We start from the raw sequence: 17,159 nt of genomic DNA, 5'->3' as shown, positions 1-17,159 counted from the left end.
ACCTCTCCGCTCGTTCGCCTTCCCCAACACAGGATCTGGGAGAATCGATACCGATGTCCTCCACTCTCATGGCCGCACCGCCCGCGCGCACCGCGCCGGCGCTCCGGATCGGCCCCCTCGAACTCGACGCCCCCGTCGTCCTCGCGCCCATGGCCGGGATCACCAACACCGCGTTCCGCCGGCTCTGCCGCGAGTTCGGCAACGGGCTCTACGTCAGCGAGATGATCACCTCCCGCGCGCTCGTCGAGCGCACCCCGGAGTCGATGCGCCTCATCCGCCACCACCCGAGCGAGAAGGTCCGCTCGATCCAGCTCTACGGGGTCGACCCGAAGACGGTCGCCGAGGCCGTGACCATGCTCGTCGCGGAGGACCGCGCCGACCACATCGACCTCAACTTCGGCTGCCCCGTCGCCAAGGTCACCCGCAAGGGCGGGGGGGCGGCCCTGCCGTGGAAGCTCCCGCTGTTCCGCCAGATCGTCGAGGGCGCGGTGAAGGCCGCCGGGGACGTCCCGCTGACGGTCAAGATGCGCAAGGGCATCGACTCCGACCACCTCACCTACCTCGAGGCCGGCCGGGCGGCGGAGGGCGCGGGGGTCGCCTCCATCGCGCTGCACGCGCGCACCGCCTCCGAGTTCTACAGCGGCCAGGCCGACTGGTCGGCGATCACGACCCTCAAGCAGGCGATCTCGAGCGTCCCCGTGCTCGGCAACGGCGACATCTGGTCGGCCGAGGACGCGCTGCGGATGATGAGCGAGACCGGCTGCGACGGCGTCGTCGTCGGGCGCGGCTGCCTCGGCCGCCCGTGGCTCTTCGGCGACCTCGCCGCCGCCTTCGCCGGCTCCGACGAGCGCTTCACGCCGACCCTCGGCCAGGTCGCCACCGCCTTCCGCCGGCACGCCCAGCTGATCTGCGAGTTCTTCGAGAGCGAGGAGCGCGGCTGCCGCGACATCCGCAAGCACGTCGCCTGGTACTTCAAGGGCTACCCGGTCGGCGGCGACCTGCGCGCGCGGATGGCCTCCGTGGTCACCCTCGCCGAGCTCGACGAGCTGCTCGCCACCCTCGACCCCGACGTGCCGTACCCCGGCGAGGCGGCCGAGGGCCAGCGCGGCCGCGCCGGCTCGCCGAAGACGCCCTCGCTGCCCGACCGCTGGCTCGAGTCCCGCGAGCTGAACGCCGACCAGCGCGACGCCGTCTCGGCCGCCGAGATCCACCACAGCGGTGGATGACCGCGCGCTCTGGGGGTACTCGCTCGTCGACGTCGAGCGGTTCCTGCCGGAGGACCACAGCACTCGCCGCTCCGACTTCGCCCGCGATCGCGCGCGGCTCTTCCACTCCAGCTCGCTCCGCCGCCTCGCCGCGAAGACGCAGGTGCTCAGCCCGACCGCCGGTGTCGACTTCGCTCGCAACCGGCTGACGCACTCGCTCGAGGTCGCGCAGATCGGCCGCGAGCTCGCCACCAGCCTCGACCTCGACCCCGACGTCGTCGACACGGCCTGCCTCGCCCACGACATCGGCCACCCGCCCTTCGGCCACAACGGCGAGCGGGCCCTGAACACCTGGGCCGAGTCGATCGGCGGCTTCGAGGGCAACGCGCAGACCTTCCGCCTGCTCACCCGCCTCGAGGCGAAGGTGTTCGGCGACGACGACCGTCCCTACGGTCTGAACCTCACCCGCTCGAGCCTCGACGCCAGCTGCAAGTACCCCTGGCCCGACACCCGCTCCGTCGCCGACCCGTCCGGCCGCGCCAAGTACGGCTTCTACGCCGACGACGAGCCCGCCTTCACCTGGATGCGCGAGGGCGCCCCCGACGGCGTCCGCTGCATCGAGGCCGAGGTGATGGACCTCTCCGACGACATCGCCTACTCGGTGCACGACTTCGAGGACGCCGTCTTCTCCGGCTACATCGACGTCGCCGCGCTCGGCTCCCGCGTCGACCACGACGACCTCGTCGAGTCGATGCACTCCTGGGTCGGCGGCGAGATCGGCCACGACGAGCTCGTCGCCGCCTTCGACCGCCTCGACTCCCTCGACGTCTGGGTCGACTCCTGGGACGGCTCCCGCCGCGATCAGGCCCGGCTGAAGAACCTCACCAGCCAGCTCATCGGCCGCTTCGCCGCGTCCGCCACCGAGGCCACCCGCGAGGCCTACTCCCACCCGGACCTCGTCCGCTTCGGCGGCCACGTCGTCGTCCCCCGCGAGCAGCAGGCCGAGATCGCCGTGCTCAAGGGCATCGTCGCCACCTTCGTGATGTCGCGGAACACCCGCCAGCCGATCTACGCCCAGCAGCGCGAGGTCCTCACCCGCCTCGCCGACACCCTCCTCGAGCGCGGCGCCGGCGCCCTCGACGCCGGCTTCGCCGAGGACTGGAACGCCGCCGGCACCGACGACGCCCGCCGCCGCGTCGTCGTCGACCAGGTCGCCAACCTCACCGACCAGAGCGCCCTGAGCTGGTTCGAGAGGCTGTGCCACTGAGCTCGCCGGGCGCAGCCCGGCTCGCTCGGACGCCGGTCCCCGCCCGGCGTCCGCGCAGTCGGCTCCTCGGGGTGGTGCGTTCCGTAGAGCGGGTCGCGGACGCCTAGCGCGATTCGCTGGCACGCGAATCACCCGTTCGGCTGCATCCTGCGCCGCGACCGCCGGGAGGCCGATCTTCATGCTGGTCGAGTAGGGCGCGCAGCGGCCGTATCGAGACCGACGCGTCGGGCGGGGCGGTCTCGATACGCCGCGTGCCGCGGCTACTCGACCAGCATGTGGGTGCGGGTCGCGTGCTTCGCACGACGACGGCGGCTGCCGTGTCCGGTTCGGTGGGAGGCCCATGCTGATCGAGTAGGCCGCGCAGCGGGCGTATCGAGATCCGCCAGCGTCAGAACGCGAGTCTGCAGACCCGCCCTGTTGGTGGTGGCGGGTCTCGATACGCCCCCTGCGGGGCTACTCGACCAACATGACGCGGCGCAGCCGCGTCCTTTCCCTCACCACCGAGACGCGAAGCGGCTTCGCCGCTCGATACGCCCCTGCGGGGCTACTCGACCAGCATGTGCGCGGGTGGCGGGTGCGCCCGCCGGCGCTCCTTCTCGCTGGTCGAGTAGGGCGCGGAGCGCCCGTATCGAGACCGACGTGTCCGGTTCGGTGGGAAGCCCATGCTGATCGAGTAGCCCGCGCAGCGGGCGTATCGAGATCCACCAGCGTCAGCAGGACGAGTCTGCAGACCCGTCCTGCTGGGGACGGTGGGTCTCGATACGCCGCGTTCCGCGGCTACTCGACCAGCATGGGGGGCGCCGCGTTCCCTGGCTGCTCGACCAGCATGCGCGCGGGTGGTGCGTGCGCCGGTCGGCGCTCCTTCTTGCTGGTTCCGCGGCTGCTCGACCGGCATGCGGGGCGGCGGGCAGTGGAAACGGCGCACTCGGCCGGGGGGCGGGTGGCGGCGGATACGATGGGAGGCATGCCTCGGATTCGACAGACGGATGTCGAGGAGGTCAAGGCCAGGGTCAACATCGCGGACGTGGTCGGCGAGTACGTGACGCTGAAGTCGGCGGGCGTCGGCTCGCTGAAGGGGCTCTGCCCGTTCCACGACGAGCGCAGCCCGAGCTTCCACGTGCGGCCCCAGGCCGGCTTCTACCACTGCTTCGGCTGCCAGGAATCGGGCGACGTCTACAGCTTCGTGATGAAGATGGACCACACCTCGTTCAGCGAGACCGTGGAGCGGCTCGCCGGCCGCATCGGCTTCCCGCTGCAGTACGAGGAGGGCGGCGGCCAGGCCCCCGAGACCGGCGGACGCGCCCGCCTCATCGCCGCGAACAACGCCGCGGAGGAGTTCTTCCGCGAGCAGCTGGCCACCCCCGGCGCCGACGTCGGCCGCCGCTTCCTCGGCGAGCGCGGCTTCGACCGCGCTGCCGCCGACCGCTTCGGCGTCGGCTTCGCCCCCGACGGCTGGGACGGCCTGACCACCGCCCTCAAGCGCCGCGGCTTCTCCGAGGAGGAGCTGACCACGGCGGGCCTCGTCAGCAGCAGCAACCGCGGCGGCGTCTACGACCGCTTCCGCGGCCGGCTCGTCTGGCCGATCCGCGACGTCACCGGGCAGACCGTCGGCTTCGGCGCGCGCCGCCTCCTCGAGGAGGACAAGGGCCCGAAGTACCTGAACACCCCCGAGTCGCCCGTCTACCACAAGTCGCAGGTGCTCTACGGGCTCGACCTGGCCAAGCGCGACATCTCCCGCGGCCACCGCGTCGTCGTCGTCGAGGGCTACACCGACGTGATGGCCTGCCACCTCGCGGGCGTCACCACCGCGGTCGCCACCTGCGGCACCTCCTTCGGCGTCGACCACATCAAGGTCCTGCGCCGCGTGCTCGGCGACGACAGCGGCGTCGGCGAGGTCGTCTTCACCTTCGACCCGGACGCCGCCGGCCAGAAGGCCGCGATGCGCGCGTTCCAGGAGGAGCACCGCTTCGCCGCGCAGACCTTCGTCGCCGTCGCGCCCGAGGGCCTCGACCCCTGCGACCTCCGCCTCAACCGCGGCGACGACGCCGTCCGCCGGCTCATCGACGACAAGAAGCCGATGTTCGAGTTCGTCATCCGCCAGCTGCTCGCGCGCTACGACCTCGACACGGTCGAGGGCCGGATCGCCGCCCTGCGCGCCGCCGCCCCGGTCGTCGCCGAGATCCGCGACCCGGCGCTGCGCCCCGGCTACTCCCGCGAGCTCGCCCGGATGCTCGGCCTGGACATGTCCGAGGTCAACTCCGCCGTCCGCTCCGCCGGCTCCCGTGCGCGCAACGCGCCGGGCGGCCGGGACGAGCGCCCGCAGGAGGACGCCCCCGAGACGCCGGCCGGCGCGCGGATCGCCGACCTCCCCGTCGACGTCGTCACGCGGATCGAGCGCGAGGCGCTGATGGCCATGCTCCAGCTGCCCCAGGTGATGGGGGAGGCCCTGCTCGCCCGCGCCGCGCACGCCGCGGTCACGAACGAGACCCTCCGCGTCGTCCGCGACGCCGTCGTCGCCAACCTCGAGCGCGCGCAGGACCGCGACTGGGTCGAGCACGTGGCGGCCGACGTGCCCGGGCCGTTCGCCTCGCTCGTGCACCAGCTGGCGGTCGCGCCGATCCCGGCCGCCGACGAGGCGGGCCTCGCCCGCTACTCGAAGGACGTCGCGATCTCGCTGATCGAGCGCGATCTCCTGCGCGAGATCGCGGAGCTGCGCGGCGCCCTGCAGCGCGCCTCGACCGACCCCGTGCTCTCCCGGGCCGTGCAGGTCCGCCTGGTCGAGCTGGAGCGCGAGAAGCGGGCGCTGCGCACCGAATGAGGGTGCCGCGGGCGCCCCGTGCCCTCGATGAGGGACGTGTTGCAGTCGTGTGAAGAAAGCGCCGCAGGGCCCGCGCCGGTTCGGAGAGCGCTTCCGCATGTGTTACCACTGAGGAACAGCAATGCGGGCGCTCAGCGTCGTGGCCCCCGTGCGCCCAGAGAACACCGTGCGCCTGAAGGGCAGTGCGCCGGGTCGACCCCGCTCCGCACGGACCCCGTGCGAGACGGACTCTGCGCCGCGGGACCGCGTTCCACGCCGAGGTCCGCATCCGATTTCTGACAGGAAGAGGCAGACGGAGATGACATCCGGATTCACTCGCGGTTCGCGAGCACTCGGCACGGCAGCAGGCTTCGCCGCGGTCGCGCTCGTGCTGGCGGGCTGCTCCGCCGGCGGCGGGGACTCGACCGGCGGCGCCGCCGGCGGCACGCTCACCATCGGCACCACCGACAAGATCACCACGCTCGACCCCGCCGGTTCGTACGACAACGGCTCCTTCGCCGTGATGAACCAGGTGTTCCCGTTCCTGATGAACACCCCCTACGGCAGCCCGGACGTCGAGCCCGACATCGCCGAGTCGGCCGAGTTCACCGCGCCGACCGAGTACACGGTCACGCTCAAGGACGGACTGAAGTGGGCCAACGGCCACGACCTGACCTCCTCGGACGTCAAGTTCTCCTTCGACCGCCAGGTCGCCATCGCGGCCGAGAACGGCCCGTCGTCGCTCCTCGCGAACCTCGACAGCGTCGCGGCGCCGGACGACACCACCGTCGTCTTCACGCTGAAGTCGGAGAACGACCAGACCTTCCCGCAGATCCTCTCGAGCCCCGCGGGCCCGATCGTGGACGAGGAGGTCTTCTCGGCCGACGCGCTGACCGCCGACGCGGACATCGTCTCGGGCGACGCTTTCGCCGGGCAGTACACGATCGCCAACTACGACGTGAACAACCTGATCCAGTACAAGGCGTACGACGACTACCAGGGCGTGCTCGGCGCGGCGAAGACCGGCACCGTCAACGTCAAGTACTATGCGGACAGCTCGAACCTGAAGCTGGACATCCAGGAGGGCAACATCGACGTCGCGTACCGGAGCCTCTCCGCGACCGACGTCGAGGACCTCCGCGGGAACGACGCCGTCAAGGTCGTCGACGGTCCCGGCGGCGAGATCCGCTACATCACCTTCAACTTCGACACGCAGCCCTTCGGCGCGACGACCGCCGAGGCCGACGCGGCCAAGGCGCTCGCGGTCCGTCAGGCCGCGGCCGATCTGATCGACCGCCAGGAGATCGCCGACCAGGTCTACAAGGGCACCTACACCCCGCTGTACTCCTACGTCCCCCAGGGCCTCACCGGTGCGACCGAGTCTCTCAAGGGCCTCTACGGCGACGGCCAGGGCGGAGCGGACGCGGACAAGGCGGCCGCCACGCTCCAGGCCGCGGGCGTCACCACCCCCGTCACCCTCAACCTGCAGTACTCGAACGACCACTACGGTCCGTCCTCGGGCGACGAGTACGCGCTGATCAAGGACCAGCTCGAGTCGACCGGCCTGTTCACCGTGAACCTGCAGACGACCGAGTGGGTCCAGTACTCCAAGGACCGCTCGAGCGACGTCTACCCGGCGTACCAGCTCGGCTGGTTCCCGGACTACTCCGACGCCGACAACTACCTGTCGCCGTTCTTCATCAAGGAGAACTTCCTCGCGAACCACTTCGACGACGCCGACGTGCAGAGCCTGATCGCCGAGCAGGTCTCCACCACCGACGCCGATGCGCGCACCGCGCTGATCGAGGAGATCCAGGACAAGGTGGCGGCGCAGCTGTCGACCCTGCCCTACCTCCAGGGCTCGCAGGTCGCGATCGTCGGCAGCACCGTGAGCGGAGCCGAGGACACCCTCGACGCCTCGTTCAAGTTCCGCTACGCGGCGCTCAGCAAGGGCTGATCCACCCCTCCGGCCGGCGCCTCCCCACCCGGGAGGCGCCGGCCGTTCTCCACGAAAGGCATCACGTGACGACAGCCACGACGGCTGCGGCGACGGCGCCCACCCGGCGACCGCGCGGCTCCGGAGGAGGACTCGGGCGCTATCTGCTCGTCCGCTTCCTGCTCATCATCCCGACCGTCTTCATCCTCGTGACGATGGTGTTCCTGCTCATGCGCTCGACGGGCGACCCGATCACCGCGGCGCTGGGCGGTCGGCTCACCGCCGACCAGCTGGCCGAGCGCGTGGCCGCGGCCGGCTACGACCGCCCGCTGATCGTGCAGTACCTCGAGTACCTCGGCAATCTGCTGCGCGGCGACTTCGGCACCACCTTGAGCGACAACCGCCCGGTCACCGAGGTGCTGGTCACCTACGGCGCCGCGACCGTCGAGCTCGCCTTCTACGCCCTGATCGTGGCGTTCCTGGTCGGCATCCCGCTCGGGATGCTCGCTGCCTACCACCGCGACCGCACGCCCGACGCGGTCCTGCGCATCTTCGCGATCCTCTGCTACGCGACGCCCGTCTTCTTCGCCGGGCTCCTGCTCAAGCTGGTCTTCTCCGTCTGGCTCAAGTGGTTCCCCGTGGCCGGCCGAGCGACGACGAACACCGAGCTCTCGCTGCAGTTCCTCGAGAACAAGACCGGCATCTACCTGATCGACGCGATCCAGACCGGCGACCCCGCCGCCGTGGCCGACGTGCTCTCGCACGCGGTGCTCCCGGCCGTGGCGCTCGGTCTGCTGACCGCCGGAATCTTCCTCCGTCTCGTGCGCACCAACGTGATCGGCACCCTCGGCACCGACTACGTCGACGCCGCCCGCTCGCGCGGAGTGAGCGAGTTCCGCCTGGTCCGCACGCACGCGTACCGACCGGCGCTGATCCCGATCATCACCGTCATCGGCCTGCAGATCGCCCTGCTGCTCGGCGGCGCGGTGCTCACCGAGACGACCTTCGAGTGGAAGGGCCTCGGCTTCCAGCTGGCCGAGTACCTCCAGGCGCGCGACTTCGTCGCCGTGCAGGGCATCGTCGCCCTGCTGGCCGTGATCGTGGCGCTGACCAACTTCATCGTCGACGTCATCGCGGCGCTCATCGACCCCCGAGTGAGGTACTGACCCATGAGCACCACCACTCCGGCGCGTCCGCGCCGCCGCCTCGCCGACCGGCTGCCGGTCGTCCACCAGCTCCGGCAGAGCGTGGGCCTGCAGCGCGGGATGCTCGTCACCGGTCTCGTGATCACCGGCGCGTTCCTCCTCGTCGCGGCCTTCGCCCCGCTGATCGCGCCCTACGGCTACTCGCAGCTGCGCACCGGCACCGAGTCGTTCGGCGCGCAGCAGCCGCCGAGCGCCGAGCACCTGCTCGGCACCACCGTCGGCGGCTACGACGTGCTCTCGCGCGTGCTCTGGGGCGCGCAGACGGCGTTCCTGGTCATCGTGGTCGCGGTCGTGCTGTCGATCTTCCTCGGCGTCTTCCTCGGTCTCGTCTCCGGCTACCTCGGCGGCTGGCTCGACCGCGTGCTCGTCGTGATCTGCGACGCGATCTACGCCTTCCCGACCCTGCTGCTCGCGATCGTGATGTCGATCGTGATCTCGGGCGGCCAGTCGAACCTCTGGTCCGGCATCTTCGCCGCCGCGGTCTCGATCACGGTCGTCTACATCCCGCAGTACTTCCGCGTGATCCGCGCCGAGACGGTCAGGATCAAGGGCGACGCCTTCGTCGAGTCGGCGAAGGTCATCGGAGCCTCGACGCCGCGGATCATGTTCAAGCACGTGCTGCGCAACGCCACGCGCACCCTGCCGCTGATCTTCACGCTGAACTCGTCCGAGGCGATCCTCACTCTCGCCGGCCTGGGCTTCCTCGGCTTCGGCATCGAGCCGACCTCGGCCGCCGAGTGGGGCTACGACCTCAACAAGGCGCTGTCCGACGTGACCAGCGGCATCTGGTGGACCTCGGTCTTCCCGGGCCTGGCCATCGTCCTCGTCGTGCTCGGCATCACGCTGGTCGGCGAGAGCCTCAACGACCTCGCCGACCCGCGCCTGCGCGGTCGGCGCGCGGTGGCCGCCGGTTCCGGCGACGTCGCCGCGACGTCCGTCGTCCCGGGCGGCACCCTCCCCGCGGACGGCCTGGAGACGCCGGGACACGATCCCGTCGCCGGAGTGGAGAAGACCCGATGAGCGATCAGCGTCCGACCGACACAGCCCGCGCCGCAGACGCGGGCTCCCGCCCGATCGTCGACATCCAGGACCTCGAGGTCGCCTTCGCGAGCGACCGCGGCGCGGTCCGCGCGGTCGCCGGCGTCAGCCTCCGGGTCGAGCGCGGCGAGGTGCTCGCCATCGTCGGCGAGTCCGGCAGCGGCAAGACCGTGACGGCCAAGACCATCCTCGGCCTGCTGCCCGAGACGGCGACGGCGTCCGGCGTCATCCTGCTCTCGAAGAAGGACGGCAGCTCGTCGACCGACGTGGTCTCAGTGCCCAAGTCGCGCCTGCGCGAGCTCCGCGGCACCGACGTCGCCATGGTCTTCCAGGAGCCGGGCACCGCCCTCAACCCGGTGTTCACCGTCGGCTGGCAGATCGCGGAGGGGCTGCGCGCCCACGCCTCCGTCTCGCGCAAGGACGCGCGGAAGCGCGCCATCGACGTCCTGCGCACCGTCGGCATCCCCGAGCCCGAGAAGCGGGTCGACTACTACCCGCACCAGTTCTCCGGCGGGCAGAAGCAGCGCGTCGTCATCGCGATGGCGCTCGTGCTCGACCCGGGGCTGATCGTCGCCGACGAGCCGACCACGGCTCTCGACGTGACGGTGCAGGCCGAGATCCTCGACCTGCTCCGCCGCTGCCGCGACGACTTCGGCACCTCGATCGTCCTGATCACCCACAACATGGGCGTGGTCGCCGACCTGGCCGATCGCGTCGCGGTGATGTACCAGGGCGAGCTGGTCGAGGAGGCGCCGGTCGCCGAGCTGTTCGCCGCTCCGAAGGCCGAGTACACCCGCAAGCTGCTGGCCGCCGTGCCGCACGTGGGCCAGGGCGTCGCCCGGGCGAAGGAGCGCGCCATCGAGCGCGCCGGCGCCCCGGAGGCGGAGACGCTCGTCCTCGCCGAGGACCTGCGGATCCAGTACCCGGGCCGGCTCGGCCGACCCGGCTTCGTCGCCGTCGACGGTGTCTCCTTCCGCATCCGCGCGGGCGAGGTGCTCGGCCTGGTCGGCGAGAGCGGCTCGGGCAAGACGACCATCGGCCGCGCGATCGCCGGGCTCACCCCCGTCACCGGCGGCTCGCTCCGCGTGCTCGGCAAGGAGATGCGCGGCATCCGCGAGCGCGCCTTCCGTCCCGTCCGCGGCGACATCGGCTTCGTCTTCCAGGACCCGGCCTCGAGCTTCAATCCGCTGCTGACGATCGCCGAGTGCGTCGCCGAGCCGCTGATCGTGCACGGCCGCGCCCGCGACGCCGGCGCCGCGCGGAAGCGGGTCGACGAGCTGCTCGAGGCGGTGCAGCTGCCGCGCTCCTACGGCGACCGCTACCCGCACGAGCTCTCCGGCGGTCAGCGGCAGCGCGCGAGTCTCGCGCGCTCGCTCGCGCTCGAGCCGAAGCTGCTGATCGCCGACGAGCCGACCTCGGCGCTCGACGTCTCGGTACAGGCGCGCGTGCTCGAGCTGTTCGCGGAGCTGCAGCGCGAGTTCGGCTTCGCCTCGCTCTTCATCAGCCACGACCTCGCCGTCGTCGACCTGCTCGCCGACCGGATCGCCGTGCTCTACCGCGGCGAGCTGGTCGAGGAGGGCACCGGCGAGGAGGTGCTGTCCGCGCCCAAGCACCCGTACACGCAGCGGCTGCTGGCCTCGCTGCCGGTCCCGGACCCGGGGGAGCAGGCCGAGCGCCGCGAGCTCCTGCGCAGCATCGTCGCGGCGGAGCGGACGGCGTGAGCCGAGCCGCCGCCGCCTCGGCGCCCATCGTCGTCGACGACCTGAGCGTCGAGTACCCGCCGCGCGGCATCAGCGGGCGCTGGACCGCGCTGCGCGGGGTCAGCCTCCGCGTCGAGCCGGGCGAGGTGCTCGGGATCCTCGGCGGCAGCGGCTCGGGCAAGTCGACGCTGGCACGCGTGCTGGGCGGCGAGGGGCTCGACGGCCCGGCCGGGGCCGGCGCGCGGACGCGACCGGTGATCATCGGCGGCGAGGCGACCGTCTCCGGCCACCGCCTGCGCGGGATGCCGGCCCGCGAGGTCAAGCGCTTCACCTTCGACGTGGCGCACCTCGCGCAGGACGCCGGGGCTGTGCTGCGTCCGGAGCTGACCGTCTCCGAGCTGATCGCCGAGCCGATCTTCCTCCGCGACCGCCACTACGACCCGAAGAGCGCCGCAGTGCGGGTGGCGACGCTGCTCGACTCCGTGCACCTGCCGCTGTTCCTGCTCGACCGCTTCCCCTACGAGCTCTCCAGCGGTCAGCGGCAGCGCGTCGCGATCGCCCGTGCCCTCGTCCTCGGCCCGAAGGTGCTGATCGCCGACGAGCCGACCTCCGGCATCGACGCGACGGTCCGCGAGTCGATCGTGGACCTGCTGACGGATCTGCGCCGGCAGGAGGGCTTCGCCGCCGTCGTCGTGAGCCACGACATCGACGTGCTCAGCCGGGCCACCGACCGGATCGCCGTGCTGGTCGAGGGCGAGGTGGTCGCCTACGGACCGCTGCTCGAGGTGCTGAACTTCTCGCGGCACCCCTACGTCCGCGAGCTCGGCGCCGCCTTCGCGGAGTTCGAGCGCTTCGACGCCACCCGCGCCGCGCGCACGGCCCCCGCGGAGGAGGCCGGATGAGCACGCCGCGCCTCGCCGTGCTGCCCCGGCCGAAGCACGTCTTCACCGACGCGATCGAGGCGGGCGGCGGCACCGTCGTCGGCGTCGAGGACGCGGAGGCGCTGCTCTGGCTCTCCTACGGCCGCACCGACGAGCTCGCCGAGGTCCTCGCCGAGCATCCGGGCATCGGCTGGGTGCAGCTGCCCTGGGCGGGTGTCGACGTGTTCGCCCCCGTGCTGCGGAGCACCGGGCATCGAGGGCTGCGCTGGACCAGCGCGAAGGGCGCCTACGCCGAGCCGGTCGCCGAGCACGCACTCGCGCTGACCCTCGCGCTGCTGCGCTCGCTGCCCGAGCGCGCTCGCGCCGACTCCTGGGGAGTGAAGCGCGCCAGGACCCTGCACCGCGCGCGGGTCGTCGTGGTGGGCGCGGGCGGCATCGCCGTGGAGCTGCTTCGGCTGTTGAGCGTTTTCGACGCCCACGTCACCGTGGTGCGCCGGAGCGATGCCGCCCTGCCCGGAGCCGACCGCACGGTCACCGCGGAGCAGCTACCCGACGTGGTCGCCGACGCCGACGTCCTCGTGCTCGCGGCCGCCGCGACCGACGGCACCGCCCGGCTGGTCGACGCGGCGCTCCTGGACCGGCTGCCGGCCGAGGCCGTGCTGGTCAACGTCGCCCGGGGGAGCCTCGTCGACACCGATGCGCTAGTCCAAGCGCTCGCCGAGGGTCGGCTCGCCGGAGCCGCTCTGGATGTGACCGACCCGGAGCCGCTGCCCGACGGGCATCCGCTCTGGAGCGAGCCGCGCTGCCTGATCACCCCGCACTCCGCGGACACCCCGGAGATGACGACGCCGCTGCTCGCCGAGCGGGTCCGCGCCAACGTCGCCGCCTTCGCCGCGGGTCGCGAACTGCTCGGCGTCGTCGACCCGGCGCTCGGCTACTGATCCAGGATTTGGAGTTCGCGCAGACTTTGCTAAAGTAATCACGCGCTGTTCGCCTCCGGGTGAGCGGATGATCCTCGATAGCTCAATTGGCAGAGCAATCGGCTGTTAACCGGTAGGTTCTTGGTTCGAGTCCAAGTCGGGGAGCGAAGGGCCTGGGACTCCACTCCTGGGCCCTTTTTCGTGCCCTCGAGTCGGTCGCCCCGGCCCGGTCTCCCTGTCTGGTTCCGTCCCCACCGGTCCGCCGTGCTCTCCGCCACGACCCCGACCGGAGCCACCATGCGCGACGACGTCCTCGACCTCCTCCGCCGCCGGCCCGACGTCGAGGTCCCCGACCTCGTCGCGGTCGACGCGAGCGACCGCCTCCTCCTCGACCTCGCCGCGGGGCACTCCCGGGTCGCCGTCGTCGGCGACGCCTTCGGAGCGCTGACGCTGGCCCTCGCCGCGGACGGCGTGACGGTGTCCTCCGCCCAGGACTCGATCGTCGCCGAGCGGGCCCTCGCGGCGAACGCTGAGACGGTGCGCGCCGCCGGCATCGAGCTCGCGCCCTTCACGATCGCCGACTCGATCGCCCAGGCGGTCGAGGGCGCCGAGATCGTGCTGCTGCGCCTCCCACGCTCGCTCGACGCCCTGGCCGCCGTCGCGGCCGAGGTCGCGCTCGCGAACCCGGCCGCGCAGCTCATCGGCGCCGGCCGGATCAAGCACATGTCGCTCGGCATGAACGAGGTGCTGGCCCGCCGCTACGACCGGATCGACGTCAGCCTCGCCCGGCAGAAGTCGCGCGCGCTGCTCGCGAGCGAGGCGAAGGCGGAGCAGCCCGCGGCCGCCGGTGCGGAGCGCCGCCGCCTGGCCGAGCACCGGCTCGAGGTCGTCGCGCTGCCCGGAGTCTTCGCCGGCGCCAAGCTCGACCTCGGCACGCGGGCGCTGCTCGCCGCGCTCGACCCGGCCGCGCTGCCCGGGGGAGTGGCGGTCGACCTCGGCTGCGGCTCCGGAGTGCTGGCCGCCTCGCTCGCGCTCGCCCGCCCGGACCTCGAGGTGATCGCCACCGACAGCTCCCGCGCGGCCGTCGAGTCCGCCGGCCTGACCGCCGACGCGAACGGCCTGGGTGAGCGCATCCGGCTGCTCCACGACGACAACGCCTCCACGCTCGCCGACGGCTCGGTCGACGTGGTGCTCTGCAACCCGCCGTTCCACTCCGATGGCGCGGTGACCGACCTCGTGGCGCGCCGGATGATCGCGGCCGCGGGCCGCATCCTCCGCCCCGGCGGCGAGCTGTGGACGGTCTTCAACTCGCACCTCGCGCACCCGGCCGAGCTGCGCCGCTCCGTGGGGCCGACCAAGATCATCGAGCGCAGCGCGAAGTTCACCGTCGCGCGCAGCCGCCGCGAGGGCTGACCGCTCACCCGAGTCGGGGGAGGCGACCGCAAGCCCCCGCCGCGCCTCCGGCTCTCGCGCCCGCTCCCGGGTACCATCGCTCTCCGGCGTCCCCCGCGCCGTTCCCTGATGCCCCGGAGGCCGTCGTGCTCGAAGTCGTCCTCGTCCTCGCCCTGATCGTCGCGGCGGCGGCGATCGTCCTGTGGCGCCGCTCCGCCGCCGCCGAGCGCCGTGCGCTCGACAGCCGAGCCGAGGAGGCGGCGCGCGCCGTCGCCCTCGAGCTGTCCGTCCGGGAGCAGGAGGCGCGGCTGCGCATCGTCGGCGAGCTCGAGCAGCTCGCCGTCCGCGCTGCGTCGAAGGTCGTCGAGGAGGCCGAGAGCGTGCGCCTCACCATCGACCGCGATCCCGCCGCCGCCTCGCGCTCCGCGGGCCGGGCCGTCAGCGCCGCGGAGGCGTCGCTCGCCCAGCTGCGCCGCATCGCGACGGTCGCCGCGGTCGATCCGCGCGAGCTGCCCCTGGCCGGAGGGACGGACTCCCTGATCGCGAGCGCTCGCGAGCGCGGCCTGGTCGTGCAGGAGGAGACCTTCGGCGAGCCGTTCCCGCTGCAGGACGGCGCGGACGTCGCCGTGATGCGCGTCCTCGAGTACGCCTTCGACGAGGCCCTCGAGTCCGGCGGCACCGGCACCGAGCTGCGGATCACCTCCCGCTGGACCGCCACCGGCCTGCGCGTCGAGGTCGACGACGACCGCGAGCGCCACGCCGGCGCCGAGTCCGACGCGAGCGCCGTCGACGCCGATCTGCACGCGCTCACCGACCGGATCGACAGCCCCGCGCTCTCCGAGCTGCGCGAGCGGGCCGGGCTCTTCGGCGGCGACGTCGTCGAGAAGCGCACCCCCGGAGTCGGGCGCAGCGTCACCGCGTCCTTCCCGACCGTGCGCCACCACAACGGCGTGCACGGCGTCGACCTGGCCTGAGGGAGGCGGCGCCGGTCCGGCGCAAAGGTCTGGCCGCCGTGCCTCGCGGATCCGGTTGTCGCGGACTCAGTCCTCGAGGTGCTCGAGGCCCGGTGTCCAGGAGACGCCGGGCACGCCCCAGCCGCGCTTGCGGGTGATCTTGGCGACGGGCTTGGCGTACTCGTGCTCGAGGCGATCCGTGTAGAGGACGCCGTCGAGGTGGTCGAACTCGTGCTGGAAGACGCGGGCGAACCAGCCGTCCGCCTCGATCTCGAACGGCGTGCCGTCGAGGTCGACCGCGCGCAGGATCGCCCGCTCCGAGCGCCGCAGCGGGAAGCGCTCGCCGGGGAACGACAGGCAGCCCTCGGACTCGGTGTCCTCGTCGGCCTCGCCCAGCGGCGTCGGCGTGACGAAGAGCTCGGGGTTGATCGCGACACCGCGGCGGGGAGTGCCGTCGTCGGCCTCGTAGTCGTAGACGAAGAGCCGCAGCGGCACGCCGACCTGCGGTCCGGCCAGGCCGACGCCGGGCGCCGTGTCCATCGTCTCGAACATGTCCGCGACGAGCGTGCGGAGCGCGTCGTCGAACTCGGTGACGGGGGCGGCGGGGGAGTGCAGGACGGGGTCGCCGGCGATGCGGATGGGGAGGACGGCCATGGGGATCAGGGTATCGCGGGCCCTGCGGACGGCCGTCCTGATCGTCATCCGCTGGTTGGCCGAGGTCCCCCGTGCGTCGGAGGATGCGCGGATCGATCGTGGGTAGGGTCGTGCCCATGCCCACTGACCTCGCCGACCTTCTGAACGACCCGGCGAAGTTCATCGGCATCCCGATCGCTCTGGTCGGCGCGGTCTTCCTCTCCCTCGGCGCGCAGTTCCAGCACCGCGGAGTCGTCAAGGTCGAGCGGTTCTCCAAGCGCTCCGGCTCGAGCGGACTGAGCGGCGGGCAGCTCTTCGCGCTGCTCTCGCGACCGTCCTGGGTGATCGGCACGCTGATGCTGGCGCTCGCGATCGTCTTCCAGCTCACCAGCCTCGGCTTCTCGCCGCTGATCGTCGTCCAGCCGCTCGGCGCGGTCGCGCTCGTCATCACGGCGATCGTCAACGCCCGGGTCAGCAAGGTGCGGCTGAACGCGTCCTCGATCCGCGCGATCATGCTCTGCGTCGGCGGTGTCGGAGTCTTCGTGCTGGTGGCCGCGTTCAATGCGGTCGACGAGTCGATCCGGACGTCGCAGCTGATCACGATCCTGGTGATCCTCGCGGTCGTCATGACGATCTTCGTGATCGCCTTCCGCGTCTTCCGCAAGAAGGCCCGCGCGATCTTCTACATCCTCGGCGCCGGAGTCGTCTACGGCTTCGTCGCCACCCTCGCCAAGGTCGTCCTCAACCGGATCAAGTTCGGCGAGTTCGACCCGCTGACCGTCGTCTGCATCGTGGCGCTCCTGGCCGCGACCGCGCTCGGCGGCTACTTCGTGCAGAACGCCTACGCGTCCGGGCCGCCGGACCTCGTCGTGGCCGGCCTCACCGTCGTCGACCCGCTCGTCGCCGTGGCGATCGGCATCATCGTCCTCGGCGAGGCGCAGTACGCGGCGCCGTGGGCGATCCCACTCTTCATCGCGGCGGGAGTGGTCGCCATCTGGGGCGTCTTCCTCCTCGCGAAGCACCACCCGCAGGCCCGCTGAGCCGCCCGACGCGAGGCGCCGCAATCCCGGGTTCCGGCGCTCTCCGCGCCTACACTGGGACCGCTTCGACGCCACGCACCCGCCCGACCCACGCCGATCGCTCCTTCCTCCGAGCGACACGACATCGTTAGGACCCACTCCGTGTCAGATCCCCGCGACGCGTCACGCCCCGAGTCGTCGACCGGTGAGCCC

General features: G+C 72.1%; 13 protein-coding genes and 1 tRNA gene. 13 read left to right on the top strand and 1 reads right to left on the bottom strand.

What is annotated here, in order from left to right; all coding sequences use genetic code 11:
• The first annotated feature begins 53 nt into the window (after positions 1-53).
• The 12 genes from dusB to HQQ86_RS01475 all read left to right on the top strand — a co-directional run bounded on the left by dusB (position 54) and on the right by HQQ86_RS01475 (position 15,315).
• A complete protein-coding gene (gene dusB / locus HQQ86_RS01530; RefSeq protein ID WP_173285913.1) occupies positions 54-1,226 on the top strand; it encodes a tRNA dihydrouridine synthase DusB in 1,173 nt (390 codons plus the stop codon).
• Positions 1,219-2,472: a deoxyguanosinetriphosphate triphosphohydrolase gene (locus HQQ86_RS01525; RefSeq protein ID WP_173285911.1), complete on the top strand. Its 1,254-nt coding sequence runs from the start codon at positions 1,219-1,221 to the stop codon at positions 2,470-2,472. The genes dusB and HQQ86_RS01525 overlap by 8 nt, the downstream gene beginning before the upstream one ends.
• 964 nt (positions 2,473-3,436) lie before the next feature.
• Entirely contained in the window at positions 3,437-5,290 is a 1,854-nt protein-coding gene (gene dnaG / locus HQQ86_RS01520; protein WP_173285909.1) for a DNA primase, read from the top strand.
• Between the two features lie 298 nt (positions 5,291-5,588).
• Complete coding sequence (locus tag HQQ86_RS01515) at positions 5,589-7,226, top strand: ABC transporter substrate-binding protein (protein ID WP_173285907.1); 1,638 nt, start codon at positions 5,589-5,591, stop codon at positions 7,224-7,226.
• A 65-nt stretch (positions 7,227-7,291) separates the two neighbouring features.
• On the top strand, positions 7,292-8,371 hold the full coding sequence (locus tag HQQ86_RS01510) for an ABC transporter permease (RefSeq protein ID WP_123445640.1): 1,080 nt from the start codon (positions 7,292-7,294) through the stop codon (positions 8,369-8,371).
• A 3-nt stretch (positions 8,372-8,374) separates the two neighbouring features.
• Entirely contained in the window at positions 8,375-9,430 is a 1,056-nt protein-coding gene (locus HQQ86_RS01505; protein WP_173285905.1) for an ABC transporter permease, read from the top strand.
• Complete coding sequence (locus HQQ86_RS01500) at positions 9,427-11,169, top strand: ABC transporter ATP-binding protein (RefSeq protein ID WP_173285903.1); 1,743 nt, start codon at positions 9,427-9,429, stop codon at positions 11,167-11,169. Before HQQ86_RS01505 ends, HQQ86_RS01500 begins: the two co-directional genes overlap by 4 nt.
• Positions 11,166-12,050, top strand: a complete 885-nt coding sequence (locus HQQ86_RS01495; RefSeq protein WP_367948511.1) for an ATP-binding cassette domain-containing protein — start codon at positions 11,166-11,168, stop codon at positions 12,048-12,050. Before HQQ86_RS01500 ends, HQQ86_RS01495 begins: the two co-directional genes overlap by 4 nt.
• A complete protein-coding gene (locus HQQ86_RS01490; protein ID WP_173285902.1) occupies positions 12,047-12,970 on the top strand; it encodes a D-isomer specific 2-hydroxyacid dehydrogenase family protein in 924 nt (307 codons plus the stop codon). The genes HQQ86_RS01495 and HQQ86_RS01490 overlap by 4 nt, the downstream gene beginning before the upstream one ends.
• Positions 12,971-13,041: 71 nt before the next feature.
• Positions 13,042-13,114: transfer RNA gene (locus tag HQQ86_RS01485), tRNA-Asn, on the top strand.
• Positions 13,115-13,246: 132 nt separating this feature from the next.
• Positions 13,247-14,362: a class I SAM-dependent methyltransferase gene (locus tag HQQ86_RS01480; RefSeq protein ID WP_173285900.1), complete on the top strand. Its 1,116-nt coding sequence runs from the start codon at positions 13,247-13,249 to the stop codon at positions 14,360-14,362.
• A gap of 125 nt (positions 14,363-14,487) precedes the next feature.
• Positions 14,488-15,315, top strand: coding sequence for a hypothetical protein (locus tag HQQ86_RS01475; RefSeq protein WP_173285898.1), 828 nt, complete (start codon positions 14,488-14,490; stop codon positions 15,313-15,315).
• Positions 15,316-15,381: 66 nt separating this feature from the next.
• Here the strand turns inward: HQQ86_RS01475 and def are convergent, their stop codons facing one another.
• On the bottom strand, positions 15,382-15,948 hold the full coding sequence (gene def / locus HQQ86_RS01470) for a peptide deformylase (RefSeq protein WP_208544755.1): 567 nt from the start codon (positions 15,946-15,948) through the stop codon (positions 15,382-15,384).
• Positions 15,949-16,064: 116 nt separating this feature from the next.
• Here def and HQQ86_RS01465 point away from each other — a divergent pair, with 116 nt between their 5' ends.
• Positions 16,065-16,967: a DMT family transporter gene (locus HQQ86_RS01465; protein ID WP_160088679.1), complete on the top strand. Its 903-nt coding sequence runs from the start codon at positions 16,065-16,067 to the stop codon at positions 16,965-16,967.
• Positions 16,968-17,159 lie beyond the last annotated feature (192 nt).

Source organism: Rathayibacter sp. VKM Ac-2857 (assembly GCF_013205025.1).
Classification (GTDB): Bacteria; Actinomycetota; Actinomycetes; order Actinomycetales; family Microbacteriaceae; genus Rathayibacter.
The sequence above is the reverse complement of the archived record's forward strand: the minus strand, read 5'-3'. Positions and strand labels throughout refer to the sequence as shown.